We start from the raw sequence: 14,318 nt of genomic DNA, 5'->3' as shown, positions 1-14,318 counted from the left end.
TTTTTGAATGCGTGTAGTTTTTGTTACTGCGGCTGGGGCTAAGTGTGGCCCACCGGTAAAAAATGCGATTGTTGCAGGAATTGTCTTGCTTGAGTAGCGCCGACTGGCAAAATTAGCCGTTCAACGGTAATCCCAGGTAATTTTGCCTGATGGACTGGGTTAGACAGTAGGAATGACTGAAATAGAACGCAGTGCGCTGGTGATGTACAGCGCGGAACAAATGTTTGATCTGGTCAACGATGTGGCCAGTTACCCACAATTTTTACCCGGCTGTCGTGCTGCGGAGATTATCCACAGCGATGACACGACTTTAGAGGCGCGCCTGGATTTGTCGCGCGCGGGTATAAAGCAGAGCTTTGTGACCCGCAATCAGCTGGTGCGTCCCAAGTCGATGACGCTCAGGCTGGTGGATGGTCCTTTCGAGCAGTTCGAGGGACTGTGGGAATTTACTCGACTGGCTGAAAATGCCTGTAAAGTGAGTTTTACCCTTTCATTTTCGATGAAAAATCGATTGATCGCGGCGGCTGCGGGAAAAATTTTCAGTGGCCTGGCCAACCAGATGGTCGCGGTTATGTGTGAGCGCGCGGAAGAAGTTTACGGGAAACCCCAATGACAGAAGAGAAAACAATCTCGGTGGAGGTGGTGTACGCACTGCCCCACGAACAGCGATTAATGCGTTTGTTAGTGTCTGAGGGTACCACTGCGCGGGAGGCGCTAATTCGCTCGGGAATTCCCAAGGAGTATCCCGAAGTTGATCCGGATACGGCAAAGATGGGTATTTTTGCCCAGGTGCTGGGGAGTAAGGGGCTACCGCCGGCAGAAAGTTATGTCCTGCAACCCGGGGACCGGGTTGAGGTGTATCGCCCCTTGATCGCCGATCCCAAAGAGGCGCGCAAGCAGCGCGCCGAGAAAGCCAAGCGTATGGCTGAGAAGAAGAAAGGCGCCGAGGGGACTTCCGCTTAGGGCCAGCCTGTGGGCTGCCAGTCGCCGCTGGTGGCTACCAGGGAGTCTTCATCAAAGTAAACGCTAAAGGTCTTTTGGGTGATATTGCCTTTCTTATCGCGAAGGCGATTGACGTAATCCCAGCGGTTGGGGTTGTAAGTATCTTCCAGCAGCGGAGTGCCCAGAACAAACTGTACCTGGCGTCGCGTCATCCCTGGCTTTAGCTGATCCACCATCTCCTGGGTAATGATATTGCCCTGCTGCACCTCAATACGGTGTACACCGGGGAATTTTACGAGTGTGCAAGCTCCCAGCAAGCTGCACAGGAAGGCGATAGTGAGAAATCTCAGACTAGGCGGCATTCATTGCTCCATTATTCGGTTTCAAACGGCAGCGCTCACGCTGATTTCTTACAAACAGTCAGTTTAGTCTCAAGTGGAGAAAAAAAGTTCCTCCACCCACCAGTTCTGCCCTAAGTGAGCAGTACGGGGTTTCTCTGACTCCGTAGGGCATGGGATAATACCTGAAGAGTTGGCTCGCTGACAGACGGGACTCCAGGGTCGGAATCCTTTATAAATGGCCGCTGTGGGTTTGGGCAACTTCGGATAACTTTTAAAATCCTGCCGGGAAATATTGATACATGTCGAACGAAAACCAGGAATTGCGCAAGGCTGGCCTCAAGGTCACTCTGCCGCGGGTGAAAATTCTGCAATTGCTCGAAAGCACTAGTGAGCAGCATTTGAGTGCTGAGGATGTCTATAAGCTGTTGCTGGAGGCGGGAGAGGATGTCGGCCTAGCTACTGTGTACCGGGTATTGACCCAGTTTGAGAGCGCGGGCCTGGTAGTGCGCCACAACTTCGATGGCGGCCACTCCGTATTCGAGCTGGACCGTGGCGATCACCACGATCACATGGTGTGCACGGATACTGGTAAGGTTATCGAGTTCCACAATGAAGAGATTGAGGAGCTACAGCGCCAGATCGCTGAAGAGCACGGCTATGAGCTGACTGGCCACAGCCTGGTTCTGTATGTGACAGAAAAAGAGAAGTGATTCTTCCGGGTGCGGTATTCACCGCACCCTTCAAATGCTTACGCTGGGTGTTACGACTGGCAGGGTGGGGTGTAAAGCTCTGGGAACTTGCCAATTTTATCCGCGTAAAATTCCTTGAGCTTCAACAGCTCGGCTTCCAGGTTTTCACTGAATTGCGCTATCGGGCCGATACCCACTTCTTTTTTGGGGAAGCTGATATAGCCAAGTACTACCGGAACCCTGGCGTTGCGGGCGATATGGTAAAAGCCGGTCTTCCAGCGTTCCGCCAAACCGCGAGTGCCTTCGGGGGGAATAGCGATAACCAGTTCTTTGCGCAGTTTGAACTGCCTGGCAGTGGCATCCACCAGGTTGTTGGCTTTGCTACGGTCTACGGCGATACCGCCGAACCAGCGCATGGGGCCACCCAGCGGGAAGGTAAACAGCTTGTCTTTGCCCATCCACTGCGGGGTCATCTTCAGTTTGAGTGCGGCGAGAATAAAGTAATAGCCATCCCAGTTAGTGGTATGGGGGGCGCCGATCAATACGTACTGCTTTAGTTTGAGAGACTGCTCGTCAGCTTTGACACGCCAGCCGTGCAACTTCAGTAGCACCCGTGCAACCAAGCGGAGGATTGGGGTGACAATAGGGGTGTTGAAAATCGTTCTCTGCATAACCTCGGCCGGGACTACTCATACATCGAAAAATAAGCCGCCAAGTATATGGTGACTTTACCTGCCGCTCCCAGTCATATTTGTGCGTTTGTCCTAAATCGGCACATATATCCGACGAAAGGGGTGGTTTACCGGATTGTGTGGCGGTCATTTATTGATCTACGGTATAAGATTGCCTACCAAAATGCACCATTTTTGCCCTTTGGTGACATTTGGCGTCGGAATCGTATAGAGGAAGTGGGGCTGACTCCATAGCCAGCCTGAGAGAGGGGGTGGAGAGTTAAATTCTCTCCAGCATTTCCTCGGCATGAGCCAAGGATTGGGCGGTGGGGGCGCCGCCGAGCATGCGCGCCACTTCTTCGCGGCGCTCGCCGTTGGTGAGTTCGCGCAGTGCCACAAAAACACTTTCGCCATCGCTGTGTTTCTCCACCAAGTATTGGCGGTGGGCTCGCGCCGCTACCTGGGCCAAGTGGGTCACACAGATTACCTGGCCGCTGCGGCCATTGCGGGTTTCTCCCAGTTGACGCAGCAGGCGGCCCACCACATCACCGGTGGCACCGCCGATACCCACATCCACCTCGTCGAATACCAGGGTGGGGGTGCGGGAGGTTTGCGCAGTTACCACCTGGATTGCCAGACTGACCCGGGAGAGTTCACCGCCGGAGGCAATCTTGCCCAGGGGGCGAGGCGGTTGGCCCGGGTTGGTGGAAATTAATATCTCCGCTTCTTCCAGTCCCTGGCTATTGGGCGTATCCAGCTCTTGTAGTGATAGCTCTACTCGAGCGTGAGGCATGGCCAGGTCGGCCAGCTGGCCGTTCACGGCCTCCGCCAGTGAAGCTGCCGCTTTACTGCGCAGTTTGCTGAGTTTGCCGGCCACTTTTCTGTACTGCTTTTCCAGTTGTTCACAATCTGCGGCAAGGCGCTCCAGGGCATCTGGGCTGCCGATATCGTCCAGCTCTGCCTGTAACTGTTGCTGCAGAGCCGGCAGCTCCTGCGGTTGGACTCGGTGTTTGCGCGCAGCCTGGTAGATGGCGCTGAGCCTGTCTTCAACTTCGGAGAGTCGCTCAGGGTCCATCTCGAAGCGATCGATATGTCGGGAGAGGGTGGCTGCGGCCTCATCCACCTGGATGCGCGCACTGTCGAGCATCTGCGCCACCTCTACTAAGGCCGGAGCCTGTCCGGGCATGGAGGACAGCAGTTGCAGGGCGCGGTGCAGTTGTTCGGCGATATCGCCTTCACCGCCGGAAAGGAAAGCGGCCAGCTGGTAGCTGCCACTGAGGATTTCCCCCGCATTGGCCAGCTGTTGCTGTTCGCTCTCGAGGGACTCTATTTCCCCTTCGCTCAAGCCAAGTTGATCCAGTTCCTTAAGCTGGTATTCCAGCAAGTGGCGGCGGGCTTCGGCTTCCTCGGCGCTGTCGGCCAGGGTGCGATAACGGCGATAGTGATCCCGCCAGGTTTTGAAGCGGCTGCGAGTCTCTGCGGCGAGTTCCTGGGCCTGGGCGTATTCATCCAGCAGGCGCAGGTGCGTTTCTTTCTTCAGCAGGGATTGGTGTTCGTGCTGGCTGTGGATATCAATTAGCTGCTCGCCCAGGGCGCGTAGCTGCAATAGCGTGACCGGTTGGCCGTTGATATAGGCGCGGGAGCGGCCGTCGGCGCCGATAGTGCGGCGCAGAATGACTTCCTGCCCGGCGTCCAGCTCCTGGGATTCGAGCCAGCTGGCGGCGCTGGGGTGCTCGACGATATCAAATGTGGCGCTGATATCGGCGCGATTGGCGCCGGTGCGCACAAGCTCCGCGCTGCCGCGACCGCCCAGCGCCAGGCCGAGGGCATCCAAGGTGATTGACTTACCCGCGCCGGTCTCGCCGGTCAGGGTGCTGGTACCGGGACCAAACTCCAACTCCAGTTGGTCCACCAGGGTGAATTGGCTGATAGACAGATGCAGCAGCATAGAGATCGCTTGTGTCCTTGCTAATCGGCGGGCGCCCGGCCCAATTAGTGGTTATTTATACAGTATTCGTTCCCGGTTAGCTATAGGGGCGGGGCCATATTACTCTGAGGATGTGCGCTAGCGCGAAAAACCACTTGAACTGTGCGGGGATGTCCCCATATAGGCTCCAGTGCCCGAGAGACGGGCTCAACTCACATTACTGACAGAGTCGACGCGACGGAGAAAGCAGTGGCCAGAGAGCGCAGCGAAGAAGATCAGATTAAAGAGGGGGCGGAGCACGCACCAGCTACAGACGAGGGCGTTTCAGCAGAGATTGAAGACCCTTCCTCTATAGAAAGCGAACTTGCCGAGGAAGCCCTGCGGGAAGAGGCCGAAGGTGCCGATGCCCTGCACGAGGAAATTATCAAGTTGCAGGAGCAGCTGGCAGCGCACAAGGATATGGCCCTGCGCGCCCAGGCGGAAGAGCAGAATGCCCGCCGCCGCGCGCAACAGGATATCGAGCGCGCGCGCAAATTTGCGGTAGAGAAGTTGCTACAGGACTTGCTGCCTGTAGTGGACAACCTCGAGCGCGCACTGGCGACGATCGATACGGCCGACGAAGCCAACAAGGCCTTGGTAGAAGGTATCGAGCTGACCCACAAATCTTTCGTTGAAACCCTGACGAAAAATGCTGTGGAAGTTGTCGATCCGGCCGGTGAGCCCTTCGACCCTGAGCTGCACCAGGCTATGACTCAGGTGCCCAACGGCGAGGTGGAGCCGAACACGGTTCTGGATGTGTTTCAAAAAGGTTATCGCCTCAATGGCCGCCTGGTTCGCCCGGCCATGGTGGTGGTCAGCAAAGCGCCGTAACGGCAGAAGTGTAAAGCGGCCTTGAAATTTAGCGGCCGGCACCAATATAGCTGACATCAAGAATTATTCGCGCGGTGTAAACAGAACATAGCTGGCAGCGCGCATCAAAAGAGGATTTTACAGATGGGAAAAATTATCGGCATCGACCTGGGTACCACTAACAGCTGTGTAGCGGTACTGGATGGTGACAAAGCGCGTGTAATCGAAAACGCCGAAGGCGATCGCACTACACCTTCTATTGTTGCCTTCACTGACGACAACGAAATTCTGGTAGGTCAGTCTGCCAAGCGTCAGGCGGTGACCAATCCCCAAAATACTCTGTTTGCGGTTAAGCGTTTGATCGGCCGTAAATTCAAAGACGACGTTGTCCAGAAAGATATCAAGATGGTTCCTTACACCATCACTGAAGCTGACAACGGCGACGCTTGGGTAGAAGTGAAAGGCGATAAAAAAGCTCCGCCGCAGATCTCTGCCGAAGTCCTGAAGAAAATGAAAAAGACTGCGGAAGACTTCCTCGGCGAGAAAGTAGAAGCTGCAGTAATTACCGTACCGGCTTACTTCAACGACTCCCAGCGTCAGGCCACTAAAGACGCCGGCCGCATCGCGGGCCTGGACGTTAAGCGTATTATCAATGAGCCGACTGCCGCTGCACTGGCATACGGCCTGGACAAGCAGGGCGGTGACCGCACTGTAGCGGTATACGACCTGGGTGGTGGTACCTTCGATATCTCCATCATCGAAATTGCCGACGTAGACGGCGAGAAGCAGTTCGAAGTACTGTCCACCAACGGTGACACTTTCCTCGGTGGTGAAGACTTCGACCTGCGACTGATCGAATACCTCGCAGACGAGTTCAAGAAAGACCAGGGCATCGACCTGAAAGGTGACCCCCTGGCGATGCAGCGCCTGAAAGAAGCTGCAGAAAAAGCCAAGATCGAGCTGTCCTCCAGCCAGCAGACCGAAGTCAACCTGCCGTACATCACTGCAGACGCTACTGGTCCCAAGCACTTGGTGGTTAAACTGACCCGCGCCAAGCTGGAAAGCCTGGTAGAAGAGCTGGTTACCCGCTCCCTGGAGCCGGTAAAAATCGCTCTGCAAGACGCCGACCTGTCCGCTTCCGGTGTAGACGAAGTGATCCTGGTAGGCGGTCAGACCCGTATGCCAATGGTTCAGCAGAAAGTAACCGAGTTCTTCGGCAAAGAGCCGCGCAAAGACGTTAACCCCGACGAAGCCGTTGCCATGGGCGCTGCTATCCAGGGTGCCGTACTGTCCGGTGACGTTAAAGACGTACTCCTGCTGGACGTAACCCCGCTGACCCTGGGTATCGAAACCATGGGTGGCGTTGCGACTCCGCTGATCGACAAGAACACCACTATCCCCACCAAGAAGTCCCAGGTTTTCTCCACTGCGGATGACAACCAGACTGCGGTAACTATTCACGTGGTTCAGGGTGAGCGCAAGCAGGCTGCACAGAACAAATCCCTGGGTCGTTTCGACCTGGCCGATATCCCACCGGCACCGCGCGGCATGCCGCAGATCGAAGTAACCTTCGACATCGATGCCAACGGTATCCTGCACGTACACGCGAAGGACAAGGCCACTGGTAAAGAGCAGTCCATTGTGATCCAGGCTTCCTCCGGCCTGTCCGAGGACGAGATCGATAAGATGGTTCAGGACGCTGAAGCTAATGCTGAAGCGGACAAGCAGTTCGAAGAGCTGGTGCAGACTCGTAACACGCTCGACGGCCTGATTTCTGCGACCAAGAAAACTCTGGAAGAAGCTGGCGACAAAGCTACCGCTGAAGAGAAAGCAGCTATTGAAGCGGCTGTTACCGAAGCGGAAGAAGCCGTTAAAGGCAACGACAAAGCTGCGATGGAAGCTGCAACTACCAAGCTGACTGAAGCTTCCGGTCCGGTTGCTCAGAAGATGTACGCCGAGCAGGCTCAAGCCGCTGGTGCTGAAGGTGCCGCTGGCGCTGGTGCCCAGGGCGAGCAGCAGTCCTCCGCTGGCGACGACGCGGTAGACGCAGAGTTCGAAGAAGTTAAGGACGACAAAAAAGAAGGTAAGTAAGCGTTCGCTTGCAATTCCGGTGGCAGCTTTTAAAGTGGCCGCCGGAGAACTTCAGGGGCGCGGCGCCTTACTTTCAGAGGCCCGCGCCCTGTGTTGTTTCAGGTATCTGCCAATATTTGCCGAGTTTTCGCAGTTTTGGTGGTGCTCCGTTCGCGGGGCTTAGTTAGAAACCGAGAAGTAGAAAGAGAGTTTGGCCGTTCTTGATGCCGGACCAGAGAACATAGTTTTATGTCGAAACGCGATTATTACGAAGTCCTCGGCGTCGAGCGCGGCGCTTCGGATGCAGAGCTGAAAAAAGCCTACCGCCGGGTGGCAATGAAGTTTCACCCGGACCGTAACCCCGATGACAAGGAATCGGAGAACAAATTCAAGGAGGCCAATGAGGCCTACGAGGTTTTGTCGGATTCCGAGAAACGCGCAGCTTATGACCAGTTTGGCCACGCCGGTGTGGAAGGCCAGATGGGCGGTGGCGGCGCTGGTGGATTCGGTGGCTTCTCCGATATTTTCGGTGATGTGTTCGGCGATATCTTCGGTGGTGGCGGCGGTGGCCGTCGCGGCGGCCCTGCTCGCGGTTCCGATCTGCGCTATGACCTGGAATTGGACCTGGAAGACGCGGTGCGCGGCACCACGGTCAAGATTCGCGTTCCGACTCTGGCAGCCTGTGGTACCTGTAGCGGTTCCGGGGCCAAGCCCGGTTCCTCTCCGCAAACCTGTGGCACCTGTGGTGGTGCTGGCCAGGTGCGTATGCAGCAGGGTTTCTTCTCTGTTCAGCAAACCTGCCCCAACTGTCGCGGTCGCGGTACCACTATCTCCGATCCCTGTGGCAGCTGTCACGGTCGCGGTCGCGTAGAGGAAACCAAAACCCTGTCCGTTAAGGTACCGCCCGGTGTGGATACCGGTGATCGCATTCGCCTGTCTGGTGAAGGTGAAGCCGGGCCCGATGGCGGCCCCGCTGGTGACCTCTATGTACAGGTAGTGGTAAAAGAGCACGATCTGTTCCAGCGCGATGGCAAGAACCTCTACTGCGAAGTGCCGATTAGTTTCGTTTCCGCTGCCCTCGGTGGTGAGCTGGAAGTGCCGACTCTCGACGGTAAAGTGAAGCTGAAGATTCCTGCGGAAAGCCAGACCGGCAAGCTGTTCCGCCTGCGCGGCAAGGGTGTTTCCCCGGTTCGCGGTGGTGCAACCGGCGACTTGCTGTGTCGCGTTGTGGTAGAAACTCCAGTGAATTTGTCCGGCAAGCAAAAAGACTTGCTGCAAGAGTTCTCTAATACCCTCAGCGAAAAGAAAAATTCACCGCGCCAGACCGGTTGGTTTGAAGGGGTGAAAAACTTCTTTGGTGATATGAAGCTTTAATCGCTGTTGGCACCGGCAAAACCTTAAATTGTTTTGCGGGTTGCCTATTTAAAAAGGCTCGGGAGCATTAGCTTTCGAGCCTTTTTTATTTCCAGGCGAGTATTATTCCTTCAATAGAACGCCTTCTATTGGGAAGTTTTGGTTCTCAAGCGGGCTGCGAATTCACTCAGGAATTCCTGTTGGATTTTTTGCGCTTTGCGCAGTTGCTCCTTATTTAAAATACCTTCCAATTCTTTGTGTGTTTCCAGACTGATAGCTGCGAATTGAGCGCCAATTTCGCCGCGTTGCTTGGGGGTTAGGGCGACCTTTTCACCACTGAGTAAACCGTATTTTTCCAGCACCGCTTTTTTCTCTGCGAAGCTTTTTTGCATAATGGGTAATACGGTTTTTTCCTGTCCCGGGGTGAGCTGCAAACGCAGCGTCACCCAATCGGTAATATCATCATATTTCTCCCAAAAGTCTGGATTGGCATTTTGCTGCTGGGCAGATGCCGGCGTGCTGCCAAAAGCCAGGCTCAGAGAGATCACTACCACCATGATGTGTGGTAGATGGTTGGACAGGATCATCAGTCGCATATTGGCGCTCCATTTACCCCTCACAGTAAAGCGTAGCAGTGGCCGCTGATATCGCGTTTTGCGCAAGTATCCTCTTGGCAATTTAAAAATATGTGGATATTTCTTTTTGTTTTACTTTTGCGGAGTGACTAGCGATTTTTAGACACGCTAATACTGGCTTACTGGTATCTATGCGCTCTACCGGGTGCGTTGTAGAATCCAGAACCTTATAGATTTGGACTGGAGTACTGTGATGGCGGTAAAAGTGGCGGTGACGGGATTTGGTGGTCGAATGGGGCGAGCGTTGGCGGAGGCTTTGTCCCTGTCTGATAAGGCCGAACTGTCAGCGGCTATAGTGCGGCCTGGCTCCAGCTTGGTCGGCGCCGATGCCGGCGAAGTTGCCGGTCTGGGCCGCAGCGGCCTCGCTATTGTGGACAGCCTCGATAAGGCAGACTTTGATGTACTTATTGATTTCACTGCTCCTAAAGCGACCGTGGAAAATACTGCCTATTGTGCGGAGAAAAACCTCCCCATTGTAATCGGCACCACGGGCTTCGATAGCGAGCAAAAAAATAAAGTATTGGCTTATGCGGATCAGGTGCCGCTGTGCCTCGCCAGTAATTTTTCCACCGGGGTAAACCTGTGCTTTAAATTGTTGGAAACTGCTGCGCGGGTAATGGCGGAAGAGGCTGATATCGAGATTGTCGAAGCCCATCATCGCCACAAAGTGGATGCACCTTCCGGCACGGCACTGAGTATGGGAGAAGTGATCGCGGAAACTCTGGGGCGCGACCTGGATAAAGTGGCAGTTTACGGCCGCGAAGGTCAAACCGGTGCCCGCGATCGGGATACTATCGGTTTTGCCACAGTGCGCGGTGGTGATGTGGTAGGTGAACATTCGGTGATGTTCCTGGCGGAAGGTGAGCGGGTCGAAATTAGTCATCGAGCCAGCAGCAGGCTCTCTTTTGCTCGCGGTGCTGTGCGCGCGGCACTGTGGATGATGGGAGAGGAAGGGAGTGCGCGGGCACCGGGGCACTACGATATGCGCGATGTGCTCGGCCTTAACTAATCTTACTTAGAGTAAATAAATTCAGCGCCTGCAGGGGCGCTGTGAAAGAAATTTTCGATTTTCATTTGCCCGCCATTTTTGCGGGTAAAACTAAAAGGCCGGCAACATTCGTTCGACCGGTCACCCTGTAACCTTCCTTTGAGGAATCTCGATTGGAAAGAAAGTTGATTGTCGGCAGCGAAGAGTGGTGCGGACTTCCCGCACTCGGCGTCCCGGCGATTAAGGTGCGTGTGGACTCCGGGGCTAAAACTTCCTGTTTGCACGCTTACAACATCCATACCTTCAAGCGCGATGGCGAACCCTGGGTGAGTTTTGAGGCGCATCCATTGCAGCACCAGCGCCGCCCTTCAGTGCGCTGTGAGGCGCGGCTTTTGGATAAAAGGCTGGTGCGTAGCTCCTCCGGAGAAAGCGAAAAACGCCCGGTAATTCGTACCTCTATTTCCATTGGTGGCAGTGTCTGGGATATCGAACTGACCCTGACCAATCGGGACAGCATGGGCTATCGCATGTTGTTGGGGCGCGAAGCCATGATTGGGCGAATGCTGGTGGATCCGGCTGAGAGCTTCTGTATTGGCGATATCCCGAAAAGCCAGTTGGATGAATATTATCGGGATGAGCACCATATTGCCGGTACCGGTCTGCGCATCGGGCTGCTGGCATCGAACCCGGATCTCTATAGCAACCGGCGCATTATGGAAGCGGGGGCCGAGCGCGGACATCGCATGAGTTTTCTCGATATCCGCCAGTGCTACATGAAGCTCGACCCTGATGAGCCGGAAGTACACTACCGGGATGGCCGCATACTCAATAGCCTGGATGCGGTGATTCCCCGTATTCGCCCCAGCCAGACTTTTTACGGTTGTGCGCTGACGCGGCACTTTGAGAGCCTGGATATTTTTGCCCTGAATGGCTCTGCCGCTATCAGTCAGTCGCGGGATAAATTATTTTCCCTGCAGTTGCTGCAACAAAGTGGACTAAATATCCCAACCTCTGGGTTTGCCAATTCCCCAGTGGATACCAATGAGCTGATCGAAATGGTGGGCGGTGCGCCACTGGTGGTGAAGTTGCTGGAGGGAACCCAGGGGCGCGGTGTCGTTCTGGCGGAAACCCGTAAGGCTGGGGAATCGGTGATTAATGCGTTTAAGTCCCTCAAGGCCAATCTTCTGGTGCAGGAGTTTATTCGCGAGGCGGAGGGTAAGGATCTTCGCCTATTTGTTATCGACGGTCGTGTGGTGGCCTCGATCCAGCGTGAGGCGGCACCGGGGGAATTTCGTGCCAATATTCACCAGGGCGGTACGGCTTCAGTAGTGAAGGTCACCGCCGAGGAGAAGCGCCTGGCGGTCAAGGCTGCCAAGGTGTTGGGGCTCAAAGTGGCGGGTGTGGATATTATTCGCTCCCGCAAGGGGCCGCTGTTATTGGAGGTCAATTCCTCGCCGGGGCTTGAAGGCATCGAGAGCGCTACGCGCAAGGATGTGGCTGGGGCCATGATCATATCTATCGAAAAGGCGTTGAAGTGGCGCCCGATATTGCCGGGGGAGGATCTTTAGGCGCTGTAACTCTGGTCCCGGCGGGGGCCTTTGCGTTGGGCTAACCTGAGTAGGTGGCCGGGCTTTTCGCTGGCGCGCAAATAGAGCCGCAGCGAGCTTTGGCCGCTGCGGGTAACAGCCCACCGCAGCTTCCTTTCGGGAGGTGCAAACCGCAGGGTTTGAGCTTCTATGACGATATCCAGCCCAGGTTCATTTCGCATTATTCCTGCCCTGATACTTTTCCTGTCAGTACTTTTCACCGGTGTGGGTGCCCAGGCTGCGGTGCAGCTCTCCGATACGCCTTTGGGGCGGCGGGTAATGGTGGATTACATAGTGCACTTCGCCTACCACCTGCAGTGGCCGGTCAACGCCTTTGCCAACAGCAGTGCCCCGTTCAAGGTGTGCCTGATGGGTGGGGACTCTCTCGGTGAGCCACTGGCAGCCCGGTTCAAAAATCAGCGTATTGATGGGCGGGATGTAGAGCTTGAGAAGATCGAGGTCAAGGAGATGCTGCGGGCGCGCAAGTGCCAAATTGTGGTGCTGAGTACCCTGGATCGCCCCACACTGCTCAAGGCGTTGGTGGCACTGGAATTTTTCCCGGTACTGACGGTGAGCGATGCCGAGCGCTTTGCCGCCACTGGCGGTATGATCGAGTTTGCTGACAGCGGCCGGGAGGTGGCCCTGCGGATGAACAAGACCATGCTGGAGAAGGCGGAGCTGAAAATGGGCAGCAGTCTTTTCCGGTTGGGACGCAAGCCGGAGTGAGATTTTCAGGGAAAGTAGCCTGGCGTATTTTTGCACTAGCGTCCAGAGGTGAATTCGCGTAGAATCTGCGCCCGATTTGGGCCGGTGCCGCGAAGCTGAATCGCGCAGCGTGAGCCTACTAAAAAGCTGGCGGCAACCGTCGGCCACTTTGTGAGAATCACGCGTGAACAGATTTTTAAAGCGAGATGAAGCTGCGATGTTTCATCTCGCTTTTTTATGCGCGCACCAGTCAGGAGCCCGCGTGCTCCGAAGCCCGCAAACCCCGCCCGGAAGCAGTTCTGAAGATTGGAGTTCAATTTGACTAAAGCTGTCCCTACGTCGGAGGCTTTCATGCCCCACAACTTTATGCAGAGTACAACTCCCGCGCTGCTGGTGCTCGCAGATGGTAGTGTCTTTGAAGGACGCGCAATCGGTGCTCATGGCAGTTCTGTTGGCGAGGTCGTGTTCAACACATCCATGACCGGCTACCAGGAGATCCTCACCGATCCCTCCTACGCCCGCCAGATTGTGACTCTGACCTACCCGCACATCGGCAACACTGGCACCAACCAGGAAGACGAAGAGTGCGCTGATATCTGGGCCGCCGGCCTGGTAATCCGCGACCTGCCGCTGCTGGCCAGCAGCTTCCGCAACGAGCAGTCCCTAGAGGACTACCTGCGCGAGCGCAATATCGTTGGTATCGCCGATATCGATACCCGCCGCCTGACCCGCCTGCTGCGCGACAAGGGTGCACAGAGCGGTTGCATCGTTGCCGGTGATAATATCGACCGCGAAGAAGCCCTGGCCAAGGCCAAGGAATTTGCCGGTCTGAAAGGGATGGACCTGGCCAAGGTAGTGAGCACCAAGGAAGCCTACCCCTTTAGCGAAGGTACCTGGGAACTGGGCGAAGGCCACAAGGCCGCGCCGGAACAGCCCTTCAAAGTAGTGGCTTACGACTTCGGTGTGAAGCGCAATATCCTGCGTATGCTGGTGGATCGCGGCTGTGACATCACCGTAGTACCGGCGGAGACTCCGGCTTCCGAAGTACTGGCGATGAATCCCAACGGTGTATTCCTGTCCAATGGCCCCGGCGACCCCGAGCCCTGTGAATACGCGATCACCGCTATTCGCGAAATCCTCGACGCTGGCATCCCCACCTACGGCATCTGCCTGGGCCACCAGTTGTTGGGCCTGGCGGTGGGCGGTAAAACTGCCAAGATGAAGTTCGGTCACCACGGTGGTAACCACCCGGTACAAGACCTGAACAGCACCAAGGTGATGATCACCGCGCAGAACCACGGTTTCGAAGTGGACGCCGACAGCCTGCCGGACAATGTGGAAGTTACCCACAAGTCCCTGTTCGACGGTACCTTGCAGGGTATTCACCTGAAGGACAAGCCGGCCTTCAGCTTCCAGGGACACCCGGAAGCGAGCCCGGGCCCACACGATGTGGCGCCGTTGTTCGACCACTTTATCGATTTGATGAAAGAGCGCGCCTAAGGGCGTAGCCGCCCAGGGTAGGGCAATTAACCGCCGCTTTTGCGGCGGTTTTAACAAGAAAC

General features: G+C 55.7%; 14 protein-coding genes and 1 pseudogene. 11 read left to right on the top strand and 4 right to left on the bottom strand.

Annotation, left to right across the window (positions count from 1 at the left end; genetic code table 11):
* The first annotated feature begins 172 nt into the window (after positions 1-172).
* Complete coding sequence (locus ACJJIQ_RS16510; RefSeq protein WP_445362461.1) at positions 173-613, top strand: type II toxin-antitoxin system RatA family toxin; 441 nt, start codon at positions 173-175, stop codon at positions 611-613.
* The gene (locus ACJJIQ_RS16505) at positions 610-963 is read left to right on the top strand and encodes an RnfH family protein (RefSeq protein WP_413663279.1); all 354 of its coding nucleotides are present in this window, start codon (positions 610-612) and stop codon (positions 961-963) included. Before ACJJIQ_RS16510 ends, ACJJIQ_RS16505 begins: the two co-directional genes overlap by 4 nt.
* Here the strand turns inward: ACJJIQ_RS16505 and ACJJIQ_RS16500 are convergent.
* On the bottom strand, positions 960-1,304 hold the full coding sequence (locus ACJJIQ_RS16500; protein ID WP_413663278.1) for an outer membrane protein assembly factor BamE: 345 nt from the start codon (positions 1,302-1,304) through the stop codon (positions 960-962). The genes ACJJIQ_RS16505 and ACJJIQ_RS16500 overlap by 4 nt on opposite strands.
* 278 nt (positions 1,305-1,582) lie before the next feature.
* On the opposite strand from ACJJIQ_RS16500, the gene fur reads away from it, so the two are divergent.
* The gene (gene fur / locus ACJJIQ_RS16495) at positions 1,583-1,993 is read left to right on the top strand and encodes a ferric iron uptake transcriptional regulator (RefSeq protein ID WP_282931309.1); all 411 of its coding nucleotides are present in this window, start codon (positions 1,583-1,585) and stop codon (positions 1,991-1,993) included.
* 50 nt (positions 1,994-2,043) lie between these two features.
* On the opposite strand, the gene ACJJIQ_RS16490 is transcribed toward fur, so the two are convergent.
* Together ACJJIQ_RS16490 and recN are read right to left on the bottom strand one after the other, a co-directional pair.
* Complete coding sequence (locus ACJJIQ_RS16490; protein ID WP_413663277.1) at positions 2,044-2,643, bottom strand: 1-acyl-sn-glycerol-3-phosphate acyltransferase; 600 nt, start codon at positions 2,641-2,643, stop codon at positions 2,044-2,046.
* 280 nt (positions 2,644-2,923) lie between these two features.
* Positions 2,924-4,591 (bottom strand): DNA repair protein RecN, encoded by a 1,668-nt coding sequence (gene recN, locus ACJJIQ_RS16485; RefSeq protein WP_444915566.1) that lies wholly within the window; start codon positions 4,589-4,591, stop codon positions 2,924-2,926.
* Positions 4,592-4,819: 228 nt separating this feature from the next.
* On the opposite strand from recN, the gene grpE reads away from it, so the two are divergent.
* The 3 genes from grpE (at position 4,820) to dnaJ (ending at position 8,863) form a co-directional block, all read left to right on the top strand.
* Positions 4,820-5,440: a nucleotide exchange factor GrpE gene (grpE, locus tag ACJJIQ_RS16480; RefSeq protein ID WP_282931312.1), complete on the top strand. Its 621-nt coding sequence runs from the start codon at positions 4,820-4,822 to the stop codon at positions 5,438-5,440.
* Positions 5,441-5,563: 123 nt separating this feature from the next.
* Positions 5,564-7,510 (top strand): molecular chaperone DnaK, encoded by a 1,947-nt coding sequence (gene dnaK / locus ACJJIQ_RS16475; RefSeq protein ID WP_282931313.1) that lies wholly within the window; start codon positions 5,564-5,566, stop codon positions 7,508-7,510.
* A 228-nt stretch (positions 7,511-7,738) separates the two neighbouring features.
* Entirely contained in the window at positions 7,739-8,863 is a 1,125-nt protein-coding gene (dnaJ, locus tag ACJJIQ_RS16470) for a molecular chaperone DnaJ (RefSeq protein WP_282931314.1), read from the top strand.
* 125 nt (positions 8,864-8,988) lie between these two features.
* Here dnaJ and ACJJIQ_RS16465 read toward each other — a convergent pair whose 3' ends face one another.
* Positions 8,989-9,438: a hypothetical protein gene (locus ACJJIQ_RS16465; protein WP_282931315.1), complete on the bottom strand. Its 450-nt coding sequence runs from the start codon at positions 9,436-9,438 to the stop codon at positions 8,989-8,991.
* Positions 9,439-9,670: 232 nt separating this feature from the next.
* Between ACJJIQ_RS16465 and dapB the strand changes: the two genes are divergently transcribed.
* The 5 genes and pseudogenes from dapB to carA all read left to right on the top strand — a co-directional run bounded on the left by dapB (position 9,671) and on the right by carA (position 14,256).
* The gene (gene dapB, locus ACJJIQ_RS16460; RefSeq protein WP_444891981.1) at positions 9,671-10,486 is read left to right on the top strand and encodes a 4-hydroxy-tetrahydrodipicolinate reductase; all 816 of its coding nucleotides are present in this window, start codon (positions 9,671-9,673) and stop codon (positions 10,484-10,486) included.
* Between the two features lie 224 nt (positions 10,487-10,710).
* Positions 10,711-10,995, top strand: a pseudogene (locus ACJJIQ_RS16455) (ATP-dependent zinc protease family protein); the annotation flags it as partial.
* A gap of 129 nt (positions 10,996-11,124) precedes the next feature.
* The gene (rimK, locus tag ACJJIQ_RS16450) at positions 11,125-12,033 is read left to right on the top strand and encodes a 30S ribosomal protein S6--L-glutamate ligase (RefSeq protein WP_413665891.1); all 909 of its coding nucleotides are present in this window, start codon (positions 11,125-11,127) and stop codon (positions 12,031-12,033) included.
* 168 nt (positions 12,034-12,201) lie between these two features.
* Positions 12,202-12,777 (top strand): YfiR family protein, encoded by a 576-nt coding sequence (locus tag ACJJIQ_RS16445; protein ID WP_413663272.1) that lies wholly within the window; start codon positions 12,202-12,204, stop codon positions 12,775-12,777.
* Between the two features lie 330 nt (positions 12,778-13,107).
* Entirely contained in the window at positions 13,108-14,256 is a 1,149-nt protein-coding gene (gene carA, locus ACJJIQ_RS16440; protein WP_282931318.1) for a glutamine-hydrolyzing carbamoyl-phosphate synthase small subunit, read from the top strand.
* Positions 14,257-14,318 lie beyond the last annotated feature (62 nt).

The sequence above is a fragment of the Microbulbifer maximicatervae (SeqCode) genome (assembly GCF_052468295.1).
Note: the sequence above shows the minus strand (reverse complement) of the source record. Positions and strands in the feature narration are given on the sequence as shown.